The sequence below is a fragment of the Frankia casuarinae genome (genome assembly GCF_000013345.1).
GTDB classification, from domain to species: Bacteria; Actinomycetota; Actinomycetes; order Frankiales; family Frankiaceae; genus Frankia; species Frankia casuarinae.
In genome coordinates, this window is sequence record NC_007777.1 from 1,597,491 (window position 1) to 1,619,499 (window position 22,009).

A 22,009-nucleotide genomic window follows, 5' to 3' on the forward strand; every position below is an offset into this window, starting at 1 on the left:
GCGGATACCGCCGGCACGGCTAGCCTACGGCAGCGGTTACCAGCCGGTAGACATCCCGGAGCCATGGATGCCGGATGCCCGGGGAGGCCGATGCCGTGATGCGCCGGTCCGTCCCTGGCCCACGACCCGCGGATCCGGTCGTCAGCCCGCCGGCTCGGCTGCCGGTTCGGCCGGTTCGGCCGGTTCCGTCGGTTCGGCCGGCGGCTCGGCGAGGACGGTGAGCAGGGGAGCGGCCGTCAGCTTGATCTGCCAGGGGCGTGCCCCGCCGGTCCGCAGCGCCCCGGCGACGGCCGTGTCCGTCAGGGGATTCGGCGGGGACCAGGCGAGCCGCCGGGACAACGCGGGCTCGAGGAGGTTTTCCACCGGCATCGTGTGGGCGGCGGCGAGGGCGGCCAGCGCGGCCCGCACCCGGGCCAGCCGCGACGCGGCCACCGGGTCGCGCTCGGCCCAGCGGTTGGGCGGCGGCAGACCGTCGCCGCCCGGTCCGGCCGGGGCGGGCAGCTCCTCCTCGGGCAGTGCGGCGGCGCCACGCAGGGCGTCGAGCCAGACGTTCGCGGTGCGGCGGATCCGTGGTCCGGAGAAGATGGGCAGCCGGACCAGCGCGGCCGCGTCGGTGGGGGCGTTCAGCACGGCGTCCATGATCGCGCTGTCCGGGAGGACGCGACCCGGCGCGACGTCACGGGTACGAGCTAGCCGGTCCCGGGCGGTCCACATCGCCCGGACCGCCGCCAGCTGGCGGCGGGACCGGGCTCGGTGGATCCCGCTCGTCCGGCGCCACGGCTCGGCCCGTGGCTCGCGTGGCGGGGCCGCGACGATCGCGGCGAACTCCTGCCGGGCAAACTCGATCTTGTTCTGTTCGATCAGCTCCGCCTCGAGCGCGTCGCGCAACTCCACCAGCAGCTCGACGTCGAGTGCCGCGTAGCGCAGCCACGGCTCGGGAAGCGGGCGGGTCGACCAGTCCGCGGCCGAATGGCCCTTCTCCAGCCCGTAGCCCAGCACCCGTTCGACCATTATCCCCAGCCCGACCCGTTCGTAGCCCAGCAACCGGCCGGCGAGCTCCGTGTCGAACAGCAGACTCGGCCGCAGACCGAGCTCGGACAGGCACGGAAGGTCCTGGCTGGCGGCGTGCAGCACCCATTCGACCCCGCCCACCGCGTCCTGGATGACGCTCAGATCCTCGAGCGCGATCGGATCGAGGAGCAGCGAGCCCGTGCCCCGCCGTCGGATCTGGACGAGGTAGGCCCGCTGGCTGTACCGGTAACCGGACGCACGTTCGGCGTCGAACGCGACCGGCCCGATGCCGGCCGCGAGGCGTTCCGCCGCCGCGGCGAGTTCCGCGGTGTCAACGATGACGGGGGGTACCCCGTCCGCAGGGATGAGCAGCGGGATGGGCTCATGAGCACCGGTGCTGGGCTGTACCTCCACCTCTGCGCTGACACCCCCGCTGACCTGCTGTGTTGATTCAGGAACCGTCGACGTCACGATCGGTGATCGTACGTCTGAATCCTGACGGAGGTAGCCGTGTCCTACAGCGAATCGCGTTATTTATACGCTTTGTAACGACGTGGTAATGGGAGGTGTGCGCGGTGGAAGGTCGGCCGCGGCGCGCGGTGGGTGGTGCGGTGCTGTCCGTCCGGCGGGCCGGTGTGACGCGGTCAACTCCGGCGAGTTGGTAGCGTGATGACTCCGGACAGTTGTGGGGGAAGCCCGGCCATGGCCGCGAGCAGGTCCCCGAACGCGAGCAGGTGGGCGACCGTCGCCGAGGCGCTCCAAGGCAGCCGGCCCTGCGTGTCCGGCCCCGCGGGGCCGCGGTCGGATGCGAGGGCGGTCTCCGCCCAGTCGGGTGACCAGGAGCAGCGCAGCTCCACGTCGAAACTGTCCCCGTCGGCCGCGAGCACACCGAAGCGTTGTGACGCGGTGGCCGTGACCGTGCCGCCCAGGGCGCGCACGCCCGCGCCGTGCGCCTCCAATGATTCCCGCAGCCACGACCAGGCGACCTCGGCGAGCAGGGGATCGCCGGCGATCTCCCGGTCGATGCTCGCGCGGGCGTAGCAGACGATGCGGGCCGTGCCCTGCCAGGCCGGCTGTCCCTGGGGATCCATGAGCAGGATGAGCCGGCCGGCCGCGGTGTCGGCCTCGTCCCCGGTCAGCCCGCCGGCCAGAGCGAAGGAGAACGGCGCGACCCGGGTGGGTGCCGCCACCTCGTGCACCGCCACCTCCGGGCGTAGCCGCGCGATCCCCGCGCGCAGGGCGTCGGTGACCGCGAGGAAGATCGGAGGGCTCGCCTCGGATGACTGCGCGACCCCCATGACGGCAACGGTAGGACGTCGGTCGTGATCATGCTGGCCAGACGCCGGAGCGTACGGGTTCGGTCCCGTTGCGTGCGGGCGGGAACCGGTGAGCCGGTGTCCGGAGTACCCCGGCTGAGGGGCGGAACTGTGCAGGCTCACGCCGGGATCCGCGCGGCGGCACGATCGCGGCCGCGGAGATCTCGGACTGCGGGGGTCTCGCGCACGGGCCTCGGCCGGGTCGTCGGCCGCTCCGCGGGGGCCGGCCCGACCAGCACCGCGGTGCCACAGGAGGTGCAGGCCCACTCCGGGCAGTCGTCACCGTGCCCGTCGGAGCACGGAGGTTGCTCGAAGATGCGCTCGTCGCGGCATGCGATGCAGACGAGAACGATGTGATCCTCGGCGCTCATCCGGACCTGTTCCACTCGACCACCACTCCCCGCGCACGTCTGCCCGTGATGCGTCCCGTTGGATCGTGGTGGGCGCATAACCACGGATCGCGCGCCATTCGCCACGGCCGGAGGGAGAGGAACGCGGGATGACGCGCACCCTCTACCCCAATTCCGACCGGACTGACGGTGCCACGGGACGAGCGGATGTCCGTGCATTCTCTCCGGCGTGTCGCGTGAGCCCGTCTCGGGGCGGTGCGGGGCGGATCGCCCGGTCTGTGGGCCGGTGGGGTCGGGCCGGCCCCAGGCTCAGCCCGCCTGGCCGGCCGGCTTCGAGGTGGGGCGTGCCGGCTCCGCGTTGCCCAGCCGGACGGCGTCGCCGCGCAGCCAGTGCCGCTCGACGAAGAACGGGGCGACAGGCAGCACCGCGGCGATCAGCGCGAGTACGGTCCGCTTACGGCGCCAGCGCCCGACCATCGAGAGGTAGCCGATGAGGGCGCAATAGGTGAGGAAGAGCACGCCGTGGATCGGGCCGAGGATCCGCACGCCGATCGGGTAGCCGGCACCGTATTTGATCGCGGTCGCGACGAGCAGCAGAAGGAAGGACGACGCCTCGGCGAGCGAGACGACGCGGGCCAGGGCAAGGGGCTGGAAGGCGCCGCTCGGGGCACGACCGGTCATCGGTGACTCCTCGTCGTAGCAGATGGCGTCGTAGCAGACGGTGTAGTAGCAGACGGTGTAGTAGCAGACGGCGTAGCAGATGACACTGAGGTGTTCCACTGTTCGGGCGCCTTGGCGCTCCGGGACCCGGGACGCGCCGTGGCCGTGCCACGGCGACCGCGGGATTCGTCACGTCCGCTCGATCGTTCGTCCCCGTCCGCCGAGCGCCGCCTCGACGGGCGGGAGCGCCCGACACCGGCTGAACCTGGAAGTTCTTCTACTCAGAGTAGAAGATAGCGGATGTGCAACGTTCCGGTTCGTACTCCCCGGTCCTCGCCGCTGGGAGCCGTCAGGCCCGTGTGGTGGCCCATCCCGCTACGGCCGTCCTCCCACACCTCCCACAGGCGTGCAACGATCGACCCATGCCTGTCCTCCACGTTGACGCGCGACCCGGATCCGGGCCGGGTGGCGTCTCGCCCCCGCCGAGCGGTGCAGCGCTCGCCCGGCGGCCCGGCCTGGCCGACACCGCGCCCTTCCTGCGTGCCTGTCGACGGGAGCACCCCGGGACCACGCCGGTGTGGTTCATGCGTCAGGCCGGGCGGGTCCTGCCCGAGTACCGGGCCCTGCGCGCGGGAGTCGCCATGCTCGACTCCTGCCGGGACGCCGAGATGATCACGGAGATCACGCTCCAGCCGGTACGCCGGTTCCGGCCGGACGCGGCGATCTTCTTCTCCGACATCGTGGTGCCCCTGGTCGCGATCGGCCTCGACATCGACATCGTCGCCGGGATCGGACCGGTGGTGGCCGAGCCCGTGCGGGACGCCGTCGGGCTCGCCGCGTTGCGTGCACTGGAGCCGGACGACGTTCCCTACGTGGCCGACGCGGTCCGGTTCCTGCTGGCCGAGCTGGGTTCAACCCCGCTGATCGGGTTCGCCGGGGCGCCGTTCACCCTCGCGAGCTACCTCATCGAGGGCGGACCGAGTCGCGACCACGCCCGCACCAAGGCGTTGATGTACAGCGAACCGAAGCTCTGGCACGCCCTGCTGGCCCGGCTCGCCGACATCACCACCGCCTTCCTGCGCGTCCAGGTGGATGCCGGTGTTGACGCGCTGCAGCTGTTCGACTCCTGGGCCGGGGCGCTGGACGAGGCGGACTACCGTCGCTACGTCGCGCCGCACAGCGCTCGGGTGCTGGCGGCCTTCGCCGGTGAGGTGCCGCGCATCCACTTCGGTGTGAACACCGGTGAGCTGCTCGCCGCGATGGGCCAGGCGGGTGCGGACGTCGTCGGCGTCGACTGGCGGGTCCCTCTCGACGAGGCCGCCCGGCGGATCGGGCCCGGTCATGCCGTGCAGGGAAACCTCGACCCGACCGCGGTCTTCGCCCCCGAACCGGTGCTCGCCGCCAAGGTGCGCGACGTCTGCGCCCGCGGGGCCGAGGCAGAGGGGCACGTGTTCAACCTCGGCCACGGGGTGCTGCCGCAGACCGATCCGGGCGTGCTCGCGCACGTCGCCGACCTTGTCCACGGCGGATGATCCACGGCGGATGATCCGCCTTCATCGGGCCGGTTCACTGGCACCGGCCCGATGGTGAAAGCTGGCGGGCGGCACCACTCAACGTGAAGGGCGGCAGGAACGTGCGGGTTGTGATCGTCGGTGGGGGTATCGCCGGGCTCTCGGCCGCCCGCGCCTTGGCCGGGCACGCCGAAGTGACCGTCCTCGATGCGGCGGACCGGGTCGGTGGCAAGCTGCGTACCACCCCGATCGAGGGTCTGGACGTCGAAGAGGGCGCGGAGTCCTTCCTCGCCCGGGTTCCCGACGGACTCCGCCTGGCCCGGCAGATCGGGCTCGGGCACGAGATCGTGCATCCGGCCACGACGTCAGCCTCACTGTGGATCCGCGGCCGGCTGCATCCCATCCCCCCGAACACCCTGCTCGGAGTGCCGACCGACGTCCTCGGCCTGCTCCGCTCGCGGGTGCTGTCCCCGTGGGGGCTGGTGCGGGCCGCCGCCGACCTGGTGCTGCCGCGGACGCGTTTCGCCGACGATCCGACCGTCGGTCGCTACGTCGGCACGCGGGTCGGGCGCGAAGTCGTCGACCTGCTGGTGGATCCGCTGCTCGGGGGGGTGTATGCGGGCCGGGCCGACGCGCTGTCGCTGCGGGCGACCGTGCCCCAGCTCGTCCCCATCTTCGCCGAGGACCGCTCGCTGCTCCTCGGCGCGCACCGGGTGCGGGCCCGTACCGGACCCGCGACGACGACCTCGACGGCGCCGCTGTTCGCCACGCTTCGGGGGGGGCTGGGCTCCTTCGCGGCGCGAGTGGCGGCGCAGTCCGGCGCCACCGTGCGCACCGGGGTGCTCGTCCGCTCGATCGCGAAGACCGCGGGCGGCTGGCAGGTCAACTGTGACCGGGTGGGCGGCGCGGACGCCCTCGGGCCGTTCCAGGCCGACGCCGTGATCCTCGCGGTGCCTGCCGGGGTGGCCCGCGCCCTGCTGGCGCCGCTGGCCCCGCATGCCTCCGCCCCGCTTGCCGGCGTGCCCTACGCCTCGGTCGGCCTGGTGACGCTGGTCTACCGGGACGCCGCGCCGCCACCCGGCAGCGGATTCCTCGTGCCCGCCCGGGCGGGCACCGCGGTGAAGGCGGCCACCTTCCTGTCCGCCAAGTGGCCGCACCTGGGCTCCGACCGGCTCACGGTGGTGCGGGCGAGCATCGGCCGCGCCGGTGCCGAACAGGACCTGCAGCGCGGGGATGTGGAGCTCGCCGGGGTGGCGGCGGCGGAGATCGCGCAGATCACCGGCCTGTCCGGTCGGCCGGTAGCGACCCGGGTGAGTCGCTGGGGCGGGGCGCTCCCGCAGTACCTGCCGGGTCATCTCAACCGGATCGCCGCGGTGCGCCGGGGGCTTCCAGCGGGGATCGCCCTCGCCGGCGCGGGATACGACGGTGTAGGCATCCCGGCCTGCATCCGGTCGGGGGAGACCGCCGCGCACGCGGTGCTGAGGGCTACCCGGACGGCGCAGGGCAGTCCGGCCGATCCGGTGGGCCCGGGAATCTGATCACGTGCACCGGCCCGGACCGCGTCCGGCCGCCGGTGAAGGAGGCTGGGAATGTCGGAGTCTACGAAATCGGCCCGCGAACTCAACGCGGAGCTGCTCTACACGGGATGGTCGGTCTTCGCGGCCGACCGTCCGCTACCCGCCGAGCGGACCCCGCTGATCGACGAGGCGACCGCCCTGCTCGACGGGGCGCTGGCCAAGGACGTCTACACCCGCGGTGTCTACGAGATCTCGGGCTACCGGGCCGATGCGGACCTGATGGTCTGGTGGACGAGCCCGGACCCGGACCTGCTGCAGGAGACCTACCAGCGGTTCCGGCGGACGGCCCTGGGCGGGCACCTGCGTCCGGTGTGGTCGGCGGTCGGCCTGCACCGGCCGGCGGAGTTCAACCAGAACCACATCCCCGCCTTCGTCCGGCGGGAGGACCCCCGCGGTTATCTCTGCGTCTACCCGTTCAACCGCTCGCTGGAGTGGTACCTGCTGCCGGACTATGAACGGCGCGGGATGCTAGCCGAGCACGGGATCATGGGCCGGGAGTACGAGGACGTCCGGGCCAACACGGTGGCTTCGTTCGGACTGGGCGACTACGAGTGGCTGCTCGCCTTCGAGGCGGATGAGCTGCACCGGATCGTCGACTGCATCCGGCACCTTCGGGCCAGCGCGGCGCGACGGCACACCAGGCTGGAGACGCCGTTCTACACCGGTGCCCGCAAGCCGCTGGCGGACGTCGTCACCGCCCTGCCCTGAGGCGGCTGGCTGCCGGGTAGACCGGCGGAGGACCGGGACGGCAGCCGGCGCCTGCCTGGGCGCCCCCACCCGTCCGGCAGGCGCCGACCGTCCCGTGACTGTGCTCACCGGCCTCACCCGGGCGGCATCACTCCAGGTGACATCAATCCCGGGGACATCACCCCGGCGATATCACGTCGGCGACGTCGCACGGGGCGCGCCGGATCGCACAGCCCCACCCCCCGGCGCCCGCGGGGGCGGGCAGCCGACGGATCCCGAGTCGAGACCCGCGATCCATAACGCAGAGTAGCATTATCGCCGCTGTTTGTGTGCGCAGTGTATGCGTCAGGCGTCCGTGGGTCGATGGTGTCCGTCATGTCCGCATCGGTGGGCGGACTTGGAAGGTTCGTCGACTCGGAAGGTTCGTCATGGCGGTCGCTGCCCGACGACCGCATCTCTGTTACTGTGAGTCGCCATAAACGCACGGATCACGCCATCGCCACGGTCGGCGGTCGGGGCGCCACGCCGCCATCGCCTGGCCGGGCCGCTGGTAAATCGTCTTGGCGCAGCCGGTAACGTTGCCCCCGTGACCACGGAGCGCCACCCGTGTCGGCGTCCGGTACTCCAGTTCGCTCCGGTGTGTGCCGACACACTCCAGCGGGACCTGGATGATGCGTGCGTTCGGCTCGTCGTTCGGGATGGCCCACAGTCAGTGGCGGGGGGAAGATCGCTGGAGGTCCGGTCGATGTACCACCGAGGGATGAATTCGTGGCTGTCTGAGCGAGGGGTGCCGCGGGCCGCCGAACGGGGAGGACGATGACACCTCCGGGCCCGCTCGGATCCTCGTTCGGGCTCGGGCACGTGCCGGCGCCACTGGGCCAGTCCATTCGGCCGGGTCCGGTCGGTGTCGTCAACGCGCACCGTCGCGGTGCTGGGGGGGACCACGAGTGACGGAGACGGTGTCCGGCGGCACGCGCGCGACCGCTGGGTCGAACTTCGTTCCGCGCACCCGCGGCGGGCAGGGGATGCCGTTCCCGCCGGACGCGCCGGCGGGAACGGCCGGCCGGCCCGCCGGCGCACCGCCGAGCCGCACGGCCACCGGGCCCGGCGGGCGGCACAGCGCGGGGAGGGTGAGCCCGGCCGCCGTCGAGACGGGCGGCTACCGCGCTCAGGTGACCTGGGAACGGCGTTACGTCCGGCTGCTTGTCCTGTTCGACGCGGCCGCCTGCGTGGTGGCAGCGGGGCTCGCGTATTTCGTGCGATTCGGCGACCTGGTCGACTTCGGCACCCAGCCGGTGTCCTCCAAGCCGTACATCCTCATGACGGTTCTGCTGCCGCTCGCCTGGGTGCTGGCGATGTCCCTGAACCGGGCCTACGAGAGCCGGTTCCTCGGTGGCGGGTCGGAGGAGTTCCGGCGGGTGGTCAACACGGCGGCCCGGTTCACCGCGGCGGTGGCCATCGCCTCGTACGCGACGAAGGCGGAGATCGCCCGTAGTTACGTGCTGATCGCCTTCCCGGCCGCGACCCTGTTCTCCATGGTGGGTCGGGTCGTCGGCCGCGGCCTCCTACACCGGATGCGCCGGGCGGGCCGCTGCCTGCACCGGGTGCTCGTGGTCGGGGCCGGGGAGTCGGCTGCCACCCTGGTCCGGCTGGCCCAGCGGGATCCGACGTCGGGTTGGGCGGTCGTCGGTGTCGTGCTCGACCGCTCGCCCGGCCGGCACAGTCACGACTCCCCGGAACGCAGTGGGTTCGACCTGCTCGGGGTGCCGATCGTCGGCACCTCGGAAACCCTGCACACGGCCATCCGGGCGACGTACGCCACCACGGTTGCCATCAGTCCGCAGATGGACGGCGAGACGTTGCGCCGGGTGCTGTGGACGCTGGAGGGCAGCGACGTCGACGTGCTGGTCTCCTCGGCGCTGACCGACGTGACCGGGCCGCGGATCTCGATTCGTCCGGTGGCCGGGCTGCCGCTGCTGCACATCGAGGAGCCGGAGCTCACCGGTACCCGTCGGGTGATGAAGATGGTCTTCGACCGGTGCGTGGCCGGAACGATCATCCTGCTGTTCTCCCCGCTGCTGCTCGGTCTCGGGCTCGCGGTGCGCCTGACCAGCCGCGGCCCGGCGTTGTTCAAGCAGATCCGGGTGGGGCGGGGTGGTGAGCACTTCACGATGTACAAGTTCCGGTCGATGTACGTCGACGCGGAGGCGCGCAAGGCGGAGCTGGAGTCGCGCAACGAGCGGGCCGAGGGGCTGCTGTTCAAGATGCGTGACGACCCGCGGATCACCAAGGTCGGGAAGTTCCTGCGCAAGTGGTCGCTCGACGAGCTGCCGCAGTTGTTCAACGTGCTGGGCGGCACGATGTCGCTGGTGGGGCCGCGTCCGCCGCTGCCGTCGGAGGTCGCCCGCTACGAGGACGACGTGCACCGCCGGCTGATGGTGAAGCCGGGGCTGACCGGCCTGTGGCAGATCAGCGGCCGGTCGGACCTCGAATGGGACGAGTCGGTCCGTCTCGACCTGCGCTACGTCGAGAACTGGTCACTGGCGATGGACTTCGTCATCCTCTGGCGCACCGTGTTCGCCGTGCTGCGTCGCGAGGGGGCGTATTAGGGGGCCCGCATGATCAGCTAGTCAGCCAGCCGGCGTGGCGTAGGTGGTCGATGATCCGGTCCACGGCGTCCTCGGCGGAGAGCTCCGCGGTGTTCACCGTGACGTCGGCGTCGGTCGGCGTCTCGTACGGATCGGACACGCCGGTGAAGGCGGGCAGGACGCCTGCGCGCGCCTTGGCATAGAGCCCCTTGCGGTCCCGCGCCTCGCACACCTCCAGCGGTGTGGACACGTGTACCAGCACGAATCCGCCGCCTGCGGCCCGGACCATCCCCCGGACCTGGGCGCGCACGTCGGCGTACGGCGCGATCGGCGCGCACACCGCGGTGCCTCCGGCTCCCGCGACCTGGGCCGCGACGAAGCCGATCCGTCGGACGTTGATATCGCGGTCGGCGCGGGAGAATCCCAGTCCCTGGGACAGGTGGGTCCGCACGACGTCCCCGTCGAGCAAAGTGAGCCGGCGTCCGCCGTATTCCAGCAGTCGACAGACGAGCAGGCCGGCCAGCGTCGACTTCCCGGAGCCGGACAGCCCGGTGAGAAACACGGTCAGGCCCCGCTTCGAACGTGGTGGGATGGCGCGGGAGAGCTCCGCGGCCACCGTCGGCGGGGTCAGTTCGGCCGGTATCGGGTTGCCAGCGTCGAGCAGCGAGGCCAGCTCCATCCGCCCGGGTGCCCCGATCGCCGGCCCGATGAGGCTGCCGGTCAGGCCGTAGAAGCTGGCCAGATGCGCCCGCTGGGCGGCGAGTTTCGCCAGTTCGTCGGCGGAGCTCGCCGCCGTCTCCACGCCTGTCCAGGCCGCGCCCGCCGCCGCCCACGCGATGTCCGCCAGGTCCGTCGGCGCTGGGGGGGCGGGCGTCACGGCCGTGGCCGGGCCCGGTACCCCTGCCGCCGCGTCGCTCGGTTTCGCGGATGTTTTCAGGACCGTCGCGCTCATGCCCGGTTCGCGGGGGGTGGCCAGCGCCTCCGACGGGATGACCGGAACGAGGACCAGCAGGCTGCGGTGCTCCGGCGTTCCCGCCTCGCCGGCTTTCGGCCGCCGGTAGGGGTCTGGCGGCGGTTCCGACCGCCGGCCGGCAACACCCGGCGGGCTGATCGCGTCGGCGGCGAGCGCCTCCGAGGAGAGCGTCGCCTCGGCGGCCCGCAACGGGGCGTCAACCGCCTTGAGAGCGGCGAGCAGGCAACGGACCCGCAGGTGATGCTCGGCGTCCGCGGGATCGGCGCCACCCACCGGGGCGAGGACGACACACCGTTTGCCCTGCCGGGTCAGCGCCCGGATCCGGCCCACGTCCGCCGTGTGGAGCAGGCCGTCCGCCCACACCGCCCAGCACGCGCCGGAACCCGCCTCGAGGCTGATCCAGCCTCGGGCGAGCAGCTCGGCCCGGACCTGGGCCGGGGTGAGCCGCAGGCCGGGATGATCGGGGTGGTGGGGCAGCCGGATGCCCTCGACCGTGCCGACTAGCCGGACCCGGGGTCCGTCCGGCCCCCCCGGCTGGTCCGGCAGGGGAATGGTCGTTCGGAGGTGCAGCGCCGCGATCATCACTCCCTCGGTGTCCCGCAGGGCCGCCGTGGAACTCGGTGTCAGTGCCTCGGCCTCGGCCGCGCCGACGACGAGGGTCGGCACCGGCACGCCGTTGATCTCGGGGTCCTCGGGATAACCGGGTTCCGACCCGAAGGCACCGAGCAGCAGCAGTTCCAGCTCGGCGAGCTGGGTCGGGCGCAGGGTCAGCGACGGCCAGGCGACCGACGCGGCCGTCAGCTCCGCGCCCCGGGCCGGCGTCGCCAGGACGGGGGTTGGTCCGGACCCGCCGGACTTGCCAGATCCGCCGGTCACACCGGCGGCACCGTTGGCACCGGACCTGGGGTGGTGATCAGGATCGGGGGCGGGATGGGAGGTGGTACTCACACTTGCGACGGTAGCTGGTGACAGACTCCATCCCAATGAACACCGATGACACCCGCCCGCCGTCCACCGTGCCGGTCGACATCGCGACCGACGAACTCGATGACGACGTCCTGGCCCGACGGTTGGCCACGGACGCCGGCAAACTGCTGTTGCGGATCAGGGAGGAGGTCGGGTTCGCCGAACCCGCGACCCTGCGTGACGCCGGGGACGCGCGTTCGCATCAGCTCCTGACCCGGGCGTTGGCGCGGCACCGCCCGCGGGACGCTGTGCTGTCCGAGGAGGGCGTTGACGACGTCGCGCGGCTGTCCGCGGAGCGGGTCTGGATCGTCGACCCCCTGGACGGCACCCGCGAGTTCGCCGAACCCGGCAGGTCGGACTGGGCGGTGCATGTCGCGCTCTGGCAGGCCGGCGAGCTCGTCTCGGGCGCGGTGGCGCTGCCGGCGCTCGGGTTGACGCTGTCCAGCGCGGGCGGGCTGCCGCCGCGGCTGGCCGGGGCGCGTCCGCCACGGATCGTGGTCAGCCGGACCCGGGCCCCACAGCTGGTCACGGAGGTCGCGGAGGCACTGGGCGCCACCATCGTCCCGATGGGTTCGGCCGGTGCGAAGGCCGGCGCCGTCATCCGCGGGGAAGCCGAGATCTACCTGCACGCCGGCGGCCAGTACGAGTGGGACTCCGCCGCCCCGGTGGCGGTCGCGCGGTCGGCGGGGCTGCACACCAGCCGGCTGGACGGCTCGCCGCTGCGGTACAACCAGCCCGACCCGCTGTTGCCCGACCTGGTCATCTGTGCTGCGAGCTGGGCATCGGAGGTTCTCCGGGCGATCGGCGCCGCGGGGGGCTCCGGCGGTTGAGGCGCGTGCCTGCGGAGTGCGCTCGGAGCGGCCGCGGAGGGTGGCGATTGTCGATCCATGGTTGTTCTGGATGGCGTCGGTCGTGGATGTGGGTCCACCGTGAGGGGCGTAATGCCGCCGAAACCGCCGGCAGGGCCGCCGTGTCCGCTACTTTGGTGGGACACATCGCCTCGACGGGGGGTTTCGCGTGCCGGTGATGGGTTACGAGCTCACCCAGCTGCAGATGCTTGAGGCCGAGGCCGTCCACATCTTCCGCGAGGTGGCCGCGGAGTTCGAGCGTCCCGCCCTGCTGTTCAGCGGCGGGAAGGACTCGATCGTCATGCTCCGGGTCGCGCAGAAGGCCTTCTGGCCCGCGAAGCTGCCGTTCCCCCTGCTGCACATCGACACCGGGCACAACTTCGACGAGGTCCTCGAGTTTCGGGACAGGCGGGCGGCGGAGCTCGCCGCCCGCCTGGTGGTCGGTTCCGTCCAGGCCGCCATTGACGAGGGCGTGCTCACCGAAGACACCCGTCCGGGAGCCTCGCGTAACCAGCTACAGACACCGGTGCTGCTCGACGCCATCGCCGACAACAAGTTCGACGCGGTGTTCGGCGGCGCGCGCCGGGACGAGGAGAAGGCGCGGGCCAAAGAGCGAGTTTACTCCTTCCGGGACGAGTTCGGCCAGTGGGACCCCAAGAACCAGCGCCCCGAGCTGTGGTCGCTCTACAACGGCCGGCACCGCCCCGGTGAGCACATCCGGGTGTTCCCGCTGTCGAACTGGACCGAGCTCGACATCTGGCGGTACATCGCCCAGGAACGGCTGGAGATCCCCTCCATCTACTACGCGCATCGCCGGGACGTGTTCGAGCGTGACGGCATGCTGCTGGCGGTCACGCCGCTGACCCGCCCCCTGGCCGGTGAGACGGCGGCGCCCCGGCAGGTGCGCTATCGCACGGTGGGCGACATCACCTGCACCGGAGCGGTCGAGTCAACCGCGGCGACCGTCGAGGAGGTCATCGCCGAGGTGGCCACCACCCGGCTCACCGAACGCGGCGCGACCCGGGCTGACGACCGGGTCAGCGAGGCGGCGATGGAGGACCGTAAGCGGGAGGGGTACTTCTGATGGCCGAGTTGCTGCGGGTCGCGACGGCGGGGTCCGTCGACGACGGGAAGTCGACCCTGATCGGGCGGCTCCTCTACGACACGAAGTCGCTGTTCTCCGACCAGCTCGCCGCGGTCGAGCGGACCAGTCGGGAGCGCGGCGACGGCTACGTCGACCTCGCGCTGCTCACCGATGGTCTGCGGGCCGAGCGGGAGCAGGGCATCACGATCGACGTCGCGTACCGTTACTTCGCCACGCCCCGGCGGTCGTTCATCCTCGCTGACACCCCCGGGCACGTGCAGTACACCCGCAACATGGTCACCGGCGCGTCCACCGCCGACCTCGCGCTGCTGCTCGTCGACGCGCGCAAGGGGGTCGTCGAGCAGACCCGCCGGCACGCCTTCCTGACGTCCTTGCTGCGCGTGCCCCATCTGGTGCTCTGTGTGAACAAGATGGACCTCGTCGACTTCGATCGGGACGTCTTCGAGAAGATCAAGGAGGAGTTCCGGCACTTCGCGGCGAAACTGGAGATCGTCGACGTCACGACGATCCCGATCTCCGCGCTGGGCGGGGACAACGTGGTCTCCCGGTCGCCGAGCACTCCCTGGTACGGGGGCAGCTCGCTGCTGCACCACCTGGAGGAGCTCCACATCGCCTCCGACCGCAACCTCATCGATGTGCGCTTCCCGGTGCAGTGGGTGGTCCGGCCGCGGAACGACGACCTGCACGACTACCGCGGGTACGCCGGTCAGGTCGCCGGCGGGGTGCTCAAGCCCGGCGACGAGGTCGTCGTCCTGCCCTCCGGGCTGACCACGCGGATCGTCGGCATCGACACGTTCGACGGCCCGGTTGACGAGGCCTTCCCGCCGATGTCGGTGACCATCCGGCTCGAGGACGATCTGGACGTCTCCCGGGGCGACATGATCGCCCGGCCGATGAACCAGCCGACCGTCGGCCAGGAACTCAACCTGATGGTCTCCTGGATGGTCGACGCCCCGCTGCGCCGCCGGGCCCGGATCGGGATCAAGCACACCACCCGTTCGGTACGGGCGATGGTCACCGACATCTGCTACCGCGTCGACATCGACACCCTGCACCGCGACGAGACCGTCGAGACGCTGGGTCTGAACGACATCGGCCGGATCGCCCTGCGGACGACGTCCCCGCTGTGCTACGACCTGTACCGCCGCAACCGGAACACCGGCAGCGTGCTGCTCATCGACGAGTCGACCGGGACCACTCTCGGCGCCGGGATGATCATCTAGCCGGTGGCGACGGGGAGAGCCGGGGGCCGGGTCAGCCCGGCCGCCGCCCCCAGTCCGGTGGCAGGGAGGATCCCCGGCTGCCGGCCCGGCCGTCGAGGAACGAGATGCGGTCGTTGTTCGCGACCATCGCCGGGCTCGCGAGCCAGGCGGCATAGGCACGCCGCTGGGTCGGCGTCATCCGCGCGGACGGACGCGGATTCCCCGAGGCGTCGAGGAAGTTCTCCGCCGGCGAGGTGATGAACCCGTCGGCCCTCGGATCGCCGGTGTAGACGCGGCACGGCCCGCCGGCGGGGGCCACCGCGATCGGCCGGAGCGGGTCACGATCCCGGCGGGCCCAGAGCCGGCGGGCGCTGGTCTCGTAGGCCGCCGCCCAGCCGGGCAGGACCCGGGAGGCGTCTCGCAGGTCCGCGACGACCTGGGCGGGGCGGGTGGTCGGCAGGTCGCTGTAACGGGCCCGGATCCAGGCCTCGATCATCTCCACGGTGACCCCGACGCCCAGATGGACGAAGGTGCCCGGTGGGTTCGTCGGATCGATGGACTTGCCCACCTCCCCGAGCACGTCGAGCAGCACCGCCTGCTGCCGGCGGTGGGCGCCGACCGCGTCGGCATGCTCGCGCAGCACCGCCTCGGTCGCATCGGCGAGGGCGCCGGCGAAGAACGCCTGCGCGCGTTCGACCCGCAGGTAGCCCAATGCCAGGGGGCTCGACGAATACCCGCCGGGGGCCGTTTTCCAGCCCTGGACCGAGGCGGCCACCTGGTCGTCGAGACGAAGACCGTAGGTCGTGACATCCTGGGCGAGCAGACCGGCCAGCGCCCCGCCGCGCAGGCACTCCCGCAACAGCGACTCCCACGCCTCGAGCGGGATCAGCTCGACCAGGGCGGACTGCGCCGCCGCGGCCCCGGCCTGCGGGTCCACCGTGGGACCGGGGACCACGGCGGTGACGGCGTCGTAGAGCTCGTCCCGATAGGTCCGTAGCGCCGGGACGAGGGCCGCCCGCAGCCGGAGGAGCAATGGCCGGTCACCGGTCGCCTGGACGGCCCCGGCCAGCCGGGAGACGAACGAGGCCGAGGCCCGCGGATCGGCACGGCGGCTCTCCTGGCTTCCCGCCGCGGCCACCAGCCGGATCCAGGCATCTTCCAGGGATCGGGCCGTCGCGAGATCCACCGGCAGCGGAAGGGCGAGCACGGCCGCGCCGCGCAGGATGGTGTCGATGTGGTCCGCCGCGAACCGGGCGGCCAGCGCCGGGGTCGCGGCGATGGCGTCCAGCAGCACCCCCTGGTAGTCGGTGACGGTCGGTCGGCCCCGGCTCGTGGGCCCGGCCGCGGCGGGGGCGAGCAGGCCGACGTCGTGCGGCGCCGACGGGGCGACCGCGGCGTCACCTGGTCCGTTACCCGGTCGGTCACCCGGTCCGAAGGCCATCCGGCCCAGCCGGTCTAGCAGCGCACTGTCGAGGCGGGCCGAGGCGAGCAGGGGGGTCAGTAGGACCGTCTCGGCCGTGTCGGTCCTCCCGGCGGTGTTGAACCGACCGAGCCAGGCGGCGTCGAGAGTTCGCCGGTGGCTGTAGGAGGCCAGGGTGGCGCCGAGGATCCGTTCGGCCTCCCGCCGGTCGAAGCCGAGCGGTTCGGGTGGACGGTGGACCATCGGCCCCCGCGACAGTCCCTCCACCCGGTAGAGCAGCCGCGCGAGCCCGTCGGGTCCCAGCGCGTCGTGAAAGCCCAGGACGAAGTCCGGATCGTTCATCCGGGACCGCAGCACGGTCAGCGCGTCACGCGGGGTGACCATGCCTGAGGCGTTTCCGCCCGTTCCGCCCCGGCCCGTTCCGCCCCGGCCCGTTCCGTGCCGGCCTGATCCGTGCCGGTCCGGCTCGTCCCCCCGCAGCGAGTGCGCCAACGCCCGTCCGGCGGCCACGGCCTGCTCGGAGGCGCGGGGCGCCTCGGAGGTACCAGGAATGCCCGGCGCCTCGCGGTGCACCGGCCGCCGAAGCGGGGCGGATGTCGGCCTGATCGTGATGCCGATCCCGTCGTCGACACCCTCGGCGAGACGCAGCCGGCGCCGCAGCATGGTGACCTCGGCCTTGACTTCGTCCTCCAGCGCGCCGAGCCGTTCCGCCGGGGTGGGCGGCAACCCGGCATCCGTCAACGCCGCGACGAGGGAGCGGGACCAGGAGCGCAGCAGATCCCCGGCCTCGGCCACGCTGGACACCAGCACACGCATCCGGTCGGGGTCGACGAGCACCCGGTCGCTTGGTCCGGGCATGCGCGTCAGCCGACCTTCCGCGGCCCGCCGGGGCCCGCCGGGGCGAACGCTGTCTCGCGGACCTGCAACGCTGTCTCGCAGGCCTGCACGCACCGATCGAGGGCCATGGCCGCCTCCGCCGCGAGCCGCCGCATCCGGCGTTGCCAGACCTCGGCCTGACGACCCTCCCAGGCCTCGGCACCGACCGCCGAGATCCGCTCCAGCGCGGCGGCTACGTCCAGCCGGGCACGCCGGGCTTGGGTCAGGGCGACGGCCACCGTCGCGCGACGTCCCTCGGGCACCGTCATGCGCACACCACCCAGATCGTGATCAGGTTTACCGGTGGCGACGCTAACAGCGGCCCGCCCGCCCGCGCCCGCGCGGCGACGCGACTGTGGATGACGCCGGTGCCGGTTCGGCCGCCTGTGGATGACGCCGGTGCCGGTTCAGCGCCGGTAACGCCGGTTCAGCGCCGGTAACGCAGGAACAGGACGTCGTCCTCGGCGAGGATCTGGGTCAGGGTGAGCGCGGCCGGTGCCGGCCACGGCTCGCCTTTCATGATCCCGAGTCGGCCCGGTCCGGCCAGTACCGGGGCGATCGTCAGGCACAGCTCGTCGAGGAGACCCGCCGCGGCGAGCTGGGAGTGCAGCAGCGGACCGCCCTCGGTGAGGATGCGGGTCATTCCCCGTTCCGCCAGGGCCCGGACGGCGAGGTCGGGTTCAACGGCGCTGCCGCCGCAGATCGCGATGTCGGCGACCGCCGCCAGCCGCCGGCGCCGATCGAGGGGCGCGGTCTCGCAGGTCAGTAGCACCGGTCGGATCTCCCCGCGGAACAGCCGGGCACCCGGGTCGAAGCCCGCCGTCGCGGTCACGACCGCGATCGGGGGCACCGCCGCGAGCCCCGCGGCGACGCGCCGCTCCCTCCGTTCGGGCGGGATGACCACCGGCCCGTAGTTCTCCGTCCGGGCAGTGCCGGCACCGACCAGCACCACGTCGCTGAGCCAGCGCAGCAACCGGAAGACCCGCAGGTCGGCTTCCCCGCCCAGGGGGCCCGAGCGGCCGCCCACCTCGGCGGCCCCATCGACCGAGGCCACGAAGTTTGCCCGGATGTAGGGGGTATGCGCGGCGGACGGGGGGTAGGCGTACACCTCGTCGAGATCGATGTCCTCGATGTCCTCGACGGCCTCGATGTCCTCGATGGCCTTCCTCGCGAGCCCGGCGCCCGCCGCGGCCGTGGAGTCTGTGGTCGCTGCGGCGTCTGTGGTCGCCGCGGCCTTTCCGGGGGCCACCGCCCCGGCGGCCCCCGCGGAACCGGCGAACGGGGGTGGAACCGGGAAGATACGTCGCACCGGGCCGACTGTAACGGGCGACGGTGCTGGTCATCCGATCGGCGGCGAACCCAGGTCGGCGGCGAGCCCATGGCCGGCCCGGGGCCGATCAACCGTTGTGGTATCGCGGTCGTTGTGACGTCGGCCGCGATACCGCGGGCCGGGACGGCGGGTACGGGCGTCTCCGTACGCTGGGCGGGTGGCGCAGCGTCTCGTCGATCGCCGGCCGATTGTGCCGCCCGGGGACCTGGTCGCGGCGCTCGTCCCGCCGCCCCGGTTCGACGCGGTCCGGTTCGCCGGCTACCTGCCCGATCCGGCCGAGCCGAGCCAGGCCGCCGCGGTCATGGCGCTGTCCGCGTTCGCCGACCGGTTGACCGCCTCGTCCGGGCGGTCCAGCCGTTCAGATCGTTCCAGCCGTTCCAGCCGTTCCAGGTATGCGGGCCATTCTGGGAAGGGCGGCCTGTGCGGGCTCCTGACCCGGGGGACGGGGGTGTCGGGTCCGTTCGGATCGGGCCCGCGCCGTTCCGGAAGCGCCGGTCCGTCCGGAATGCGGCCGGGGGTGTACCTCGACGGCGGCTTCGGCGTCGGTAAGACCCACCTGCTCGCCTCGCTGTGGCACGCCGTGCCCGGTCCGAAGGCGTATGGCACGTTCGTAGAACTGACCTCCCTGGTCGGCGCGTTGGGATTCGCCGCGACCGCGCGGGCCCTCGCGGGCCTGCGCCTGGTCGCGATCGACGAGTTCGAGCTCGACGATCCCGGCGACACGGTGCTGGTGTCCAGCCTGCTGACTCGGCTCGTCGAGGCCGGTGTCCACCTGGCCGCGACGAGCAACACCCAGCCGGAGGACCTCGGTGCCGGTCGGTTCGCCGCCGCCGACTTCCGCCGTGAGATCCAGGGTCTGGCGGCCAGCTTCGACATCCTCCGGGTGGACGGGGAGGACTATCGGCACCGGGGTCTTCCGGCCGCGCCCCCGCCGTGTACCGACGACGAGGTCGGCGCGCGGGCGGCTGCCGTGGAGGGGGCGACCGAGGACGGATTCGCCGCGCTGTGCGAGCACCTCGCCGGGCTGCACCCCTCCCGGTACGGCGCGCTCGTGGCCGGGGTCACCCTGGTCTGCCTGCACCGGGTCGTGCCGGTCGAGGATCAGGCGGTGGCGTTGCGGGTGGTGGTCCTCGCCGACCGGCTCTACGACCGGTCGATCCCGGTCGTGGCCTCCGGCGTGCCCTTCGGGGAGCTGTTCGGAGCGGAGCTGCTCGCCGGGCCGCATCGCAAGAAGTACCAGCGGGCCATGTCCCGGCTGAGCGCGCTGGCTCGGGACGCCGCGGCGGGGAACGACACCGCGGGCCGCGTCGCCGGGATGCTGCCCGGCTGACGCACCCGGCCGGGTGCGGCGGCCCGAACGTGCGGCTGACGCACCCGAGTGGGGTGTCGGAGCCTGCGGTCCGGACGCCGGACCGGCCGGAGTATCTGTTCGCCGTTCCGGGCGTGGACGACCCGCTGGCGGTTGTGCCGAGGCCTGCGACCATGGGTGCATGGGAACCTACGTCGTGCTGCTCGTCATGGTGTTGTTGGTGGGGCTGGCGGTGCTGGGCGGACTCTATTTCGTGCTGTCCAGGGACCACACCCGGCGCTGACGGCTGGTGCGCTGACGGCTGGTGCGCTGACGGCTGGTGCGCTGAGGGCTGGTGCGCTGAGGGCTGGTGCGCGGACAGGTCAGCCAGCGGTCGGCTCGACCGGGGGGAGCAGGCGGATGATCACGACCGACTCGCCGTCGAGTTCCACCCGTCCCGGCATGTAGGTGAACCCGTGGGCGGATGCGGCCGGGGCGTCGAACGGGACGCCGTCGAGGGGGACGGCCTGCCGTTCGGCGGCCAGGTTCACGACGATCGCCACGTCGCCGCGACGGACCACCAGCCAGCGGGCCTCCTCGTCGAAGGTGCACGCGACCGAGGACCACGCCGGGTCGGTCAGCGCCGGCAGCCGGCGACGCAGCGCGATCAGCCGGCGGTGCCAGTCCAGCAGGTCGGAGTGACCCTCCCGGCCTGGTTCGGACCAGTCGAGTTTCGACTGCTGGAAGGTCGCCGGGTCCTGGGGATCGGGAACGTCCTGCGGCTCCCAGCCGTGGGCGGCGAACTCGGCGCGCCGACCCTCCCGCACCGCGTCCCCCAGCCCGGGGGCGGTGTGGTCGGTGAAGTACTGCCAGGGGGTGCGGGCACCCCACTCCTCGCCCATGAACAGCATCGGGGTGACCGCCGAGGTGAGCAGCAGGGCCGCACCGATCCGGAGCAGGCCGTCGCTGAGCGTGGCTGACGCCCGGTCGCCGGCGGCCCGGTTGCCGATCTGGTCGTGGTTCTGCAGGAAGGTGACGAACCGGTAGGCGGGCGTGGTCGGGGGGATCGGCCGGCCGTGGGAGCGCCCGCGGAACGTCGAGTAGCCGCCGTCGTGGACGAACCCACTGGTCAGCGCGTGGGCGAGGGTCGAGATCGAACCGAAGTCCCCGTAGTACCCCTGCCGTTCGCCGGACAGGGTTGCCCACAGCGCGTGATGGATGTCGTCGCACCACTGCCCGTCCAGGCCGTACCCGCCGGCCTCGGGTGCGGCGACCAGTTTCGGGTCGTTGAGGTCCGACTCGGCGACGGCGAACAGCGGGCGGCGCAGCTGGGCGCCGAGCCGGTGGACCGCCTCGGCGATCTCCTCCAGCAGGTGCAGTGCCCGGCTGTCCTGAAAGGCGTGGACGGCGTCGAGACGCAGCCCGTCGCAGTGGTAGTCGCGCAGCCAGGACAGGGCGCTGTCGATGATGAACGTGCGGACCTCGTCGGAGCCGGGGGCGTCGAGGTTGACCGCGGGGCCCCACGGAGTGCTGTAGCGGTCGGTGAAGTAGGGCCCGAAGCGGCCGAGGTAGTTGCCGTCCGGACCGAGATGGTTGTAGACGACGTCCATGATCACGCCGAGGCCGCGAGCGTGCGCGGCGTCGACGAAGCGCTTGAGCCCGTCCGGGCCGCCGTAGGGCTCGTGCACCGCGAACAGACCGACGCCGTCGTAACCCCAGCCGTGCCGGCCCGGGAAGGCGTTGACCGGCAGCAGTTCGATGGCGTCGATGCCGAGCTCGACGAGATGGTCGAGCTTGCCGATGGCCGCGTCGAAGGTGCCCTCCGGGGTGAACGTCCCGACGTGCAGCTCGTAGAGCACGCTGCCGGCCAGCGCGATGCCCCGCCAGGTCCCGTCGGTCCAGGGGAAGGTCGAGTGGTCAACCAGCCGCGACCGGCCGTGAACCCCCAGCGGCCCCGGCTGCCAGGCCGATCGGGGGTCGGGCAGCTCCTCGCTGCCGTCGTCGAGCAGGAAGGCGTAGTCCGTGCCATGCTTCGCGGACGGGACGTTGACCCACCACCACCCCCGTTTCCCGGCGGTCATCTCGTGCGTCGAGTCGCCGGCGGAGCCCGCCACGACCAGGCTGACCGTCTTCGCCTCAGGGGCCCACAGCCGCAGGGTGCTCATCGGTCTTGTCTACCTGCCAGAGCCGTCGGACACGCCGTGACGGCGACAATGGTGACGACATCGGTCCCCGGCCGAAGGCGCCCGGCTGCCCGGCATGCCGAGCCGGATGGCACCGAGATGGCAGCGAGGTAGTCCC

The 22,009-nt window shown here is 72.4% G+C and carries 17 protein-coding genes; 8 read left to right on the plus strand and 9 right to left on the minus strand.

All coding sequences use genetic code 11. From position 1 onward, the window contains the following. Positions 1–141: 141 nt before the first annotated feature. From FRANCCI3_RS06665 to FRANCCI3_RS06680, 4 genes are all read right to left on the minus strand, one after another. Positions 142–1,482 (minus strand): HRDC domain-containing protein, encoded by a 1,341-nt coding sequence (locus tag FRANCCI3_RS06665; RefSeq protein ID WP_049760860.1) that lies wholly within the window; start codon positions 1,480–1,482, stop codon positions 142–144. A 173-nt stretch (positions 1,483–1,655) separates the two neighbouring features. Beyond that, a complete protein-coding gene (locus tag FRANCCI3_RS06670; RefSeq protein ID WP_011435775.1) occupies positions 1,656–2,309 on the minus strand; it encodes a DUF3000 domain-containing protein in 654 nt (217 codons plus the stop codon). A 137-nt stretch (positions 2,310–2,446) separates the two neighbouring features. After that, a complete protein-coding gene (locus FRANCCI3_RS06675; RefSeq protein WP_023841679.1) occupies positions 2,447–2,698 on the minus strand; it encodes a hypothetical protein in 252 nt (83 codons plus the stop codon). A 288-nt stretch (positions 2,699–2,986) separates the two neighbouring features. Then, on the minus strand, positions 2,987–3,457 hold the full coding sequence (locus FRANCCI3_RS06680; RefSeq protein ID WP_011435776.1) for a DUF3817 domain-containing protein: 471 nt from the start codon (positions 3,455–3,457) through the stop codon (positions 2,987–2,989). Between the two features lie 302 nt (positions 3,458–3,759). On the opposite strand from FRANCCI3_RS06680, the gene hemE reads away from it, so the two are divergent. From hemE to FRANCCI3_RS06700, 4 genes are all read left to right on the plus strand, one after another. Beyond that, positions 3,760–4,869 (plus strand): uroporphyrinogen decarboxylase, encoded by a 1,110-nt coding sequence (hemE, locus tag FRANCCI3_RS06685; RefSeq protein ID WP_011435777.1) that lies wholly within the window; start codon positions 3,760–3,762, stop codon positions 4,867–4,869. A gap of 101 nt (positions 4,870–4,970) precedes the next feature. Beyond that, positions 4,971–6,386: a protoporphyrinogen oxidase gene (hemG, locus tag FRANCCI3_RS06690; protein ID WP_011435778.1), complete on the plus strand. Its 1,416-nt coding sequence runs from the start codon at positions 4,971–4,973 to the stop codon at positions 6,384–6,386. 51 nt (positions 6,387–6,437) lie between these two features. Further along, entirely contained in the window at positions 6,438–7,133 is a 696-nt protein-coding gene (hemQ, locus tag FRANCCI3_RS06695; RefSeq protein WP_011435779.1) for a hydrogen peroxide-dependent heme synthase, read from the plus strand. Positions 7,134–8,059: 926 nt separating this feature from the next. Then, positions 8,060–9,721: a sugar transferase gene (locus tag FRANCCI3_RS06700; RefSeq protein WP_011435781.1), complete on the plus strand. Its 1,662-nt coding sequence runs from the start codon at positions 8,060–8,062 to the stop codon at positions 9,719–9,721. Between the two features lie 13 nt (positions 9,722–9,734). Here FRANCCI3_RS06700 and cysC read toward each other — a convergent pair whose 3' ends face one another. Then, positions 9,735–11,621, minus strand: coding sequence for an adenylyl-sulfate kinase (gene cysC, locus FRANCCI3_RS06705; protein ID WP_035958213.1), 1,887 nt, complete (start codon positions 11,619–11,621; stop codon positions 9,735–9,737). Between the two features lie 35 nt (positions 11,622–11,656). Here cysC and FRANCCI3_RS06710 point away from each other — a divergent pair, with 35 nt between their 5' ends. From FRANCCI3_RS06710 to FRANCCI3_RS06720, 3 genes are all read left to right on the plus strand, one after another. Further along, on the plus strand, positions 11,657–12,469 hold the full coding sequence (locus FRANCCI3_RS06710) for a 3'(2'),5'-bisphosphate nucleotidase CysQ (protein WP_011435783.1): 813 nt from the start codon (positions 11,657–11,659) through the stop codon (positions 12,467–12,469). Between the two features lie 196 nt (positions 12,470–12,665). After that, complete coding sequence (cysD, locus tag FRANCCI3_RS06715; protein ID WP_023840933.1) at positions 12,666–13,571, plus strand: sulfate adenylyltransferase subunit CysD; 906 nt, start codon at positions 12,666–12,668, stop codon at positions 13,569–13,571. Further along, a complete protein-coding gene (locus FRANCCI3_RS06720; RefSeq protein WP_011435785.1) occupies positions 13,571–14,815 on the plus strand; it encodes a sulfate adenylyltransferase subunit 1 in 1,245 nt (414 codons plus the stop codon). Before cysD ends, FRANCCI3_RS06720 begins: the two co-directional genes overlap by 1 nt. Positions 14,816–14,846: 31 nt before the next feature. On the opposite strand, the gene FRANCCI3_RS06725 is transcribed toward FRANCCI3_RS06720, so the two are convergent. The 3 genes from FRANCCI3_RS06725 to FRANCCI3_RS06735 form a co-directional block, all read right to left on the minus strand. Further along, positions 14,847–17,072: a hypothetical protein gene (locus FRANCCI3_RS06725; RefSeq protein WP_011435786.1), complete on the minus strand. Its 2,226-nt coding sequence runs from the start codon at positions 17,070–17,072 to the stop codon at positions 14,847–14,849. Positions 17,073–17,077: 5 nt separating this feature from the next. After that, positions 17,078–17,359, minus strand: a complete 282-nt coding sequence (locus FRANCCI3_RS06730) for a hypothetical protein (RefSeq protein ID WP_011435787.1) — start codon at positions 17,357–17,359, stop codon at positions 17,078–17,080. Positions 17,360–17,517: 158 nt separating this feature from the next. Then, the gene (locus FRANCCI3_RS06735) at positions 17,518–18,399 is read right to left on the minus strand and encodes a pyrimidine reductase family protein (RefSeq protein WP_049760862.1); all 882 of its coding nucleotides are present in this window, start codon (positions 18,397–18,399) and stop codon (positions 17,518–17,520) included. Between the two features lie 178 nt (positions 18,400–18,577). Here FRANCCI3_RS06735 and zapE point away from each other — a divergent pair, with 178 nt between their 5' ends. Then, positions 18,578–19,750, plus strand: coding sequence for a cell division protein ZapE (gene zapE, locus FRANCCI3_RS06740; protein ID WP_011435789.1), 1,173 nt, complete (start codon positions 18,578–18,580; stop codon positions 19,748–19,750). A 341-nt stretch (positions 19,751–20,091) separates the two neighbouring features. Here zapE and treZ read toward each other — a convergent pair whose 3' ends face one another. Next, positions 20,092–21,873 (minus strand): malto-oligosyltrehalose trehalohydrolase, encoded by a 1,782-nt coding sequence (treZ, locus tag FRANCCI3_RS06745; RefSeq protein ID WP_011435790.1) that lies wholly within the window; start codon positions 21,871–21,873, stop codon positions 20,092–20,094. Positions 21,874–22,009: the final 136 nt, after the last annotated feature.

Excerpts from the sequence above, each read along its gene's own strand:
- FRANCCI3_RS06670 (WP_011435775.1), bottom strand. The coding sequence starts at position 2,309 with ATGGGGGTCGCGCAGTCATCCGAGGCGAGCCCTCCGATCTTCCTCGCG.
- FRANCCI3_RS06675 (WP_023841679.1), bottom strand. The coding sequence starts at position 2,698 with ATGAGCGCCGAGGATCACATCGTTCTCGTCTGCATCGCATGCCGCGAC.
- hemE (WP_011435777.1), top strand. The coding sequence starts at position 3,760 with ATGCCTGTCCTCCACGTTGACGCGCGACCCGGATCCGGGCCGGGTGGC.
- hemQ (WP_011435779.1), top strand. The coding sequence starts at position 6,438 with ATGTCGGAGTCTACGAAATCGGCCCGCGAACTCAACGCGGAGCTGCTC.
- FRANCCI3_RS06710 (WP_011435783.1), top strand. The coding sequence starts at position 11,657 with ATGAACACCGATGACACCCGCCCGCCGTCCACCGTGCCGGTCGACATC.
- cysD (WP_023840933.1), top strand. The coding sequence starts at position 12,666 with ATGGGTTACGAGCTCACCCAGCTGCAGATGCTTGAGGCCGAGGCCGTC.
- FRANCCI3_RS06720 (WP_011435785.1), top strand. The coding sequence starts at position 13,571 with ATGGCCGAGTTGCTGCGGGTCGCGACGGCGGGGTCCGTCGACGACGGG.
- FRANCCI3_RS06725 (WP_011435786.1), bottom strand. The coding sequence starts at position 17,072 with ATGCCCGGACCAAGCGACCGGGTGCTCGTCGACCCCGACCGGATGCGT.
- FRANCCI3_RS06730 (WP_011435787.1), bottom strand. The coding sequence starts at position 17,359 with ATGACGGTGCCCGAGGGACGTCGCGCGACGGTGGCCGTCGCCCTGACC.
- treZ (WP_011435790.1), bottom strand. The coding sequence starts at position 21,873 with ATGAGCACCCTGCGGCTGTGGGCCCCTGAGGCGAAGACGGTCAGCCTG.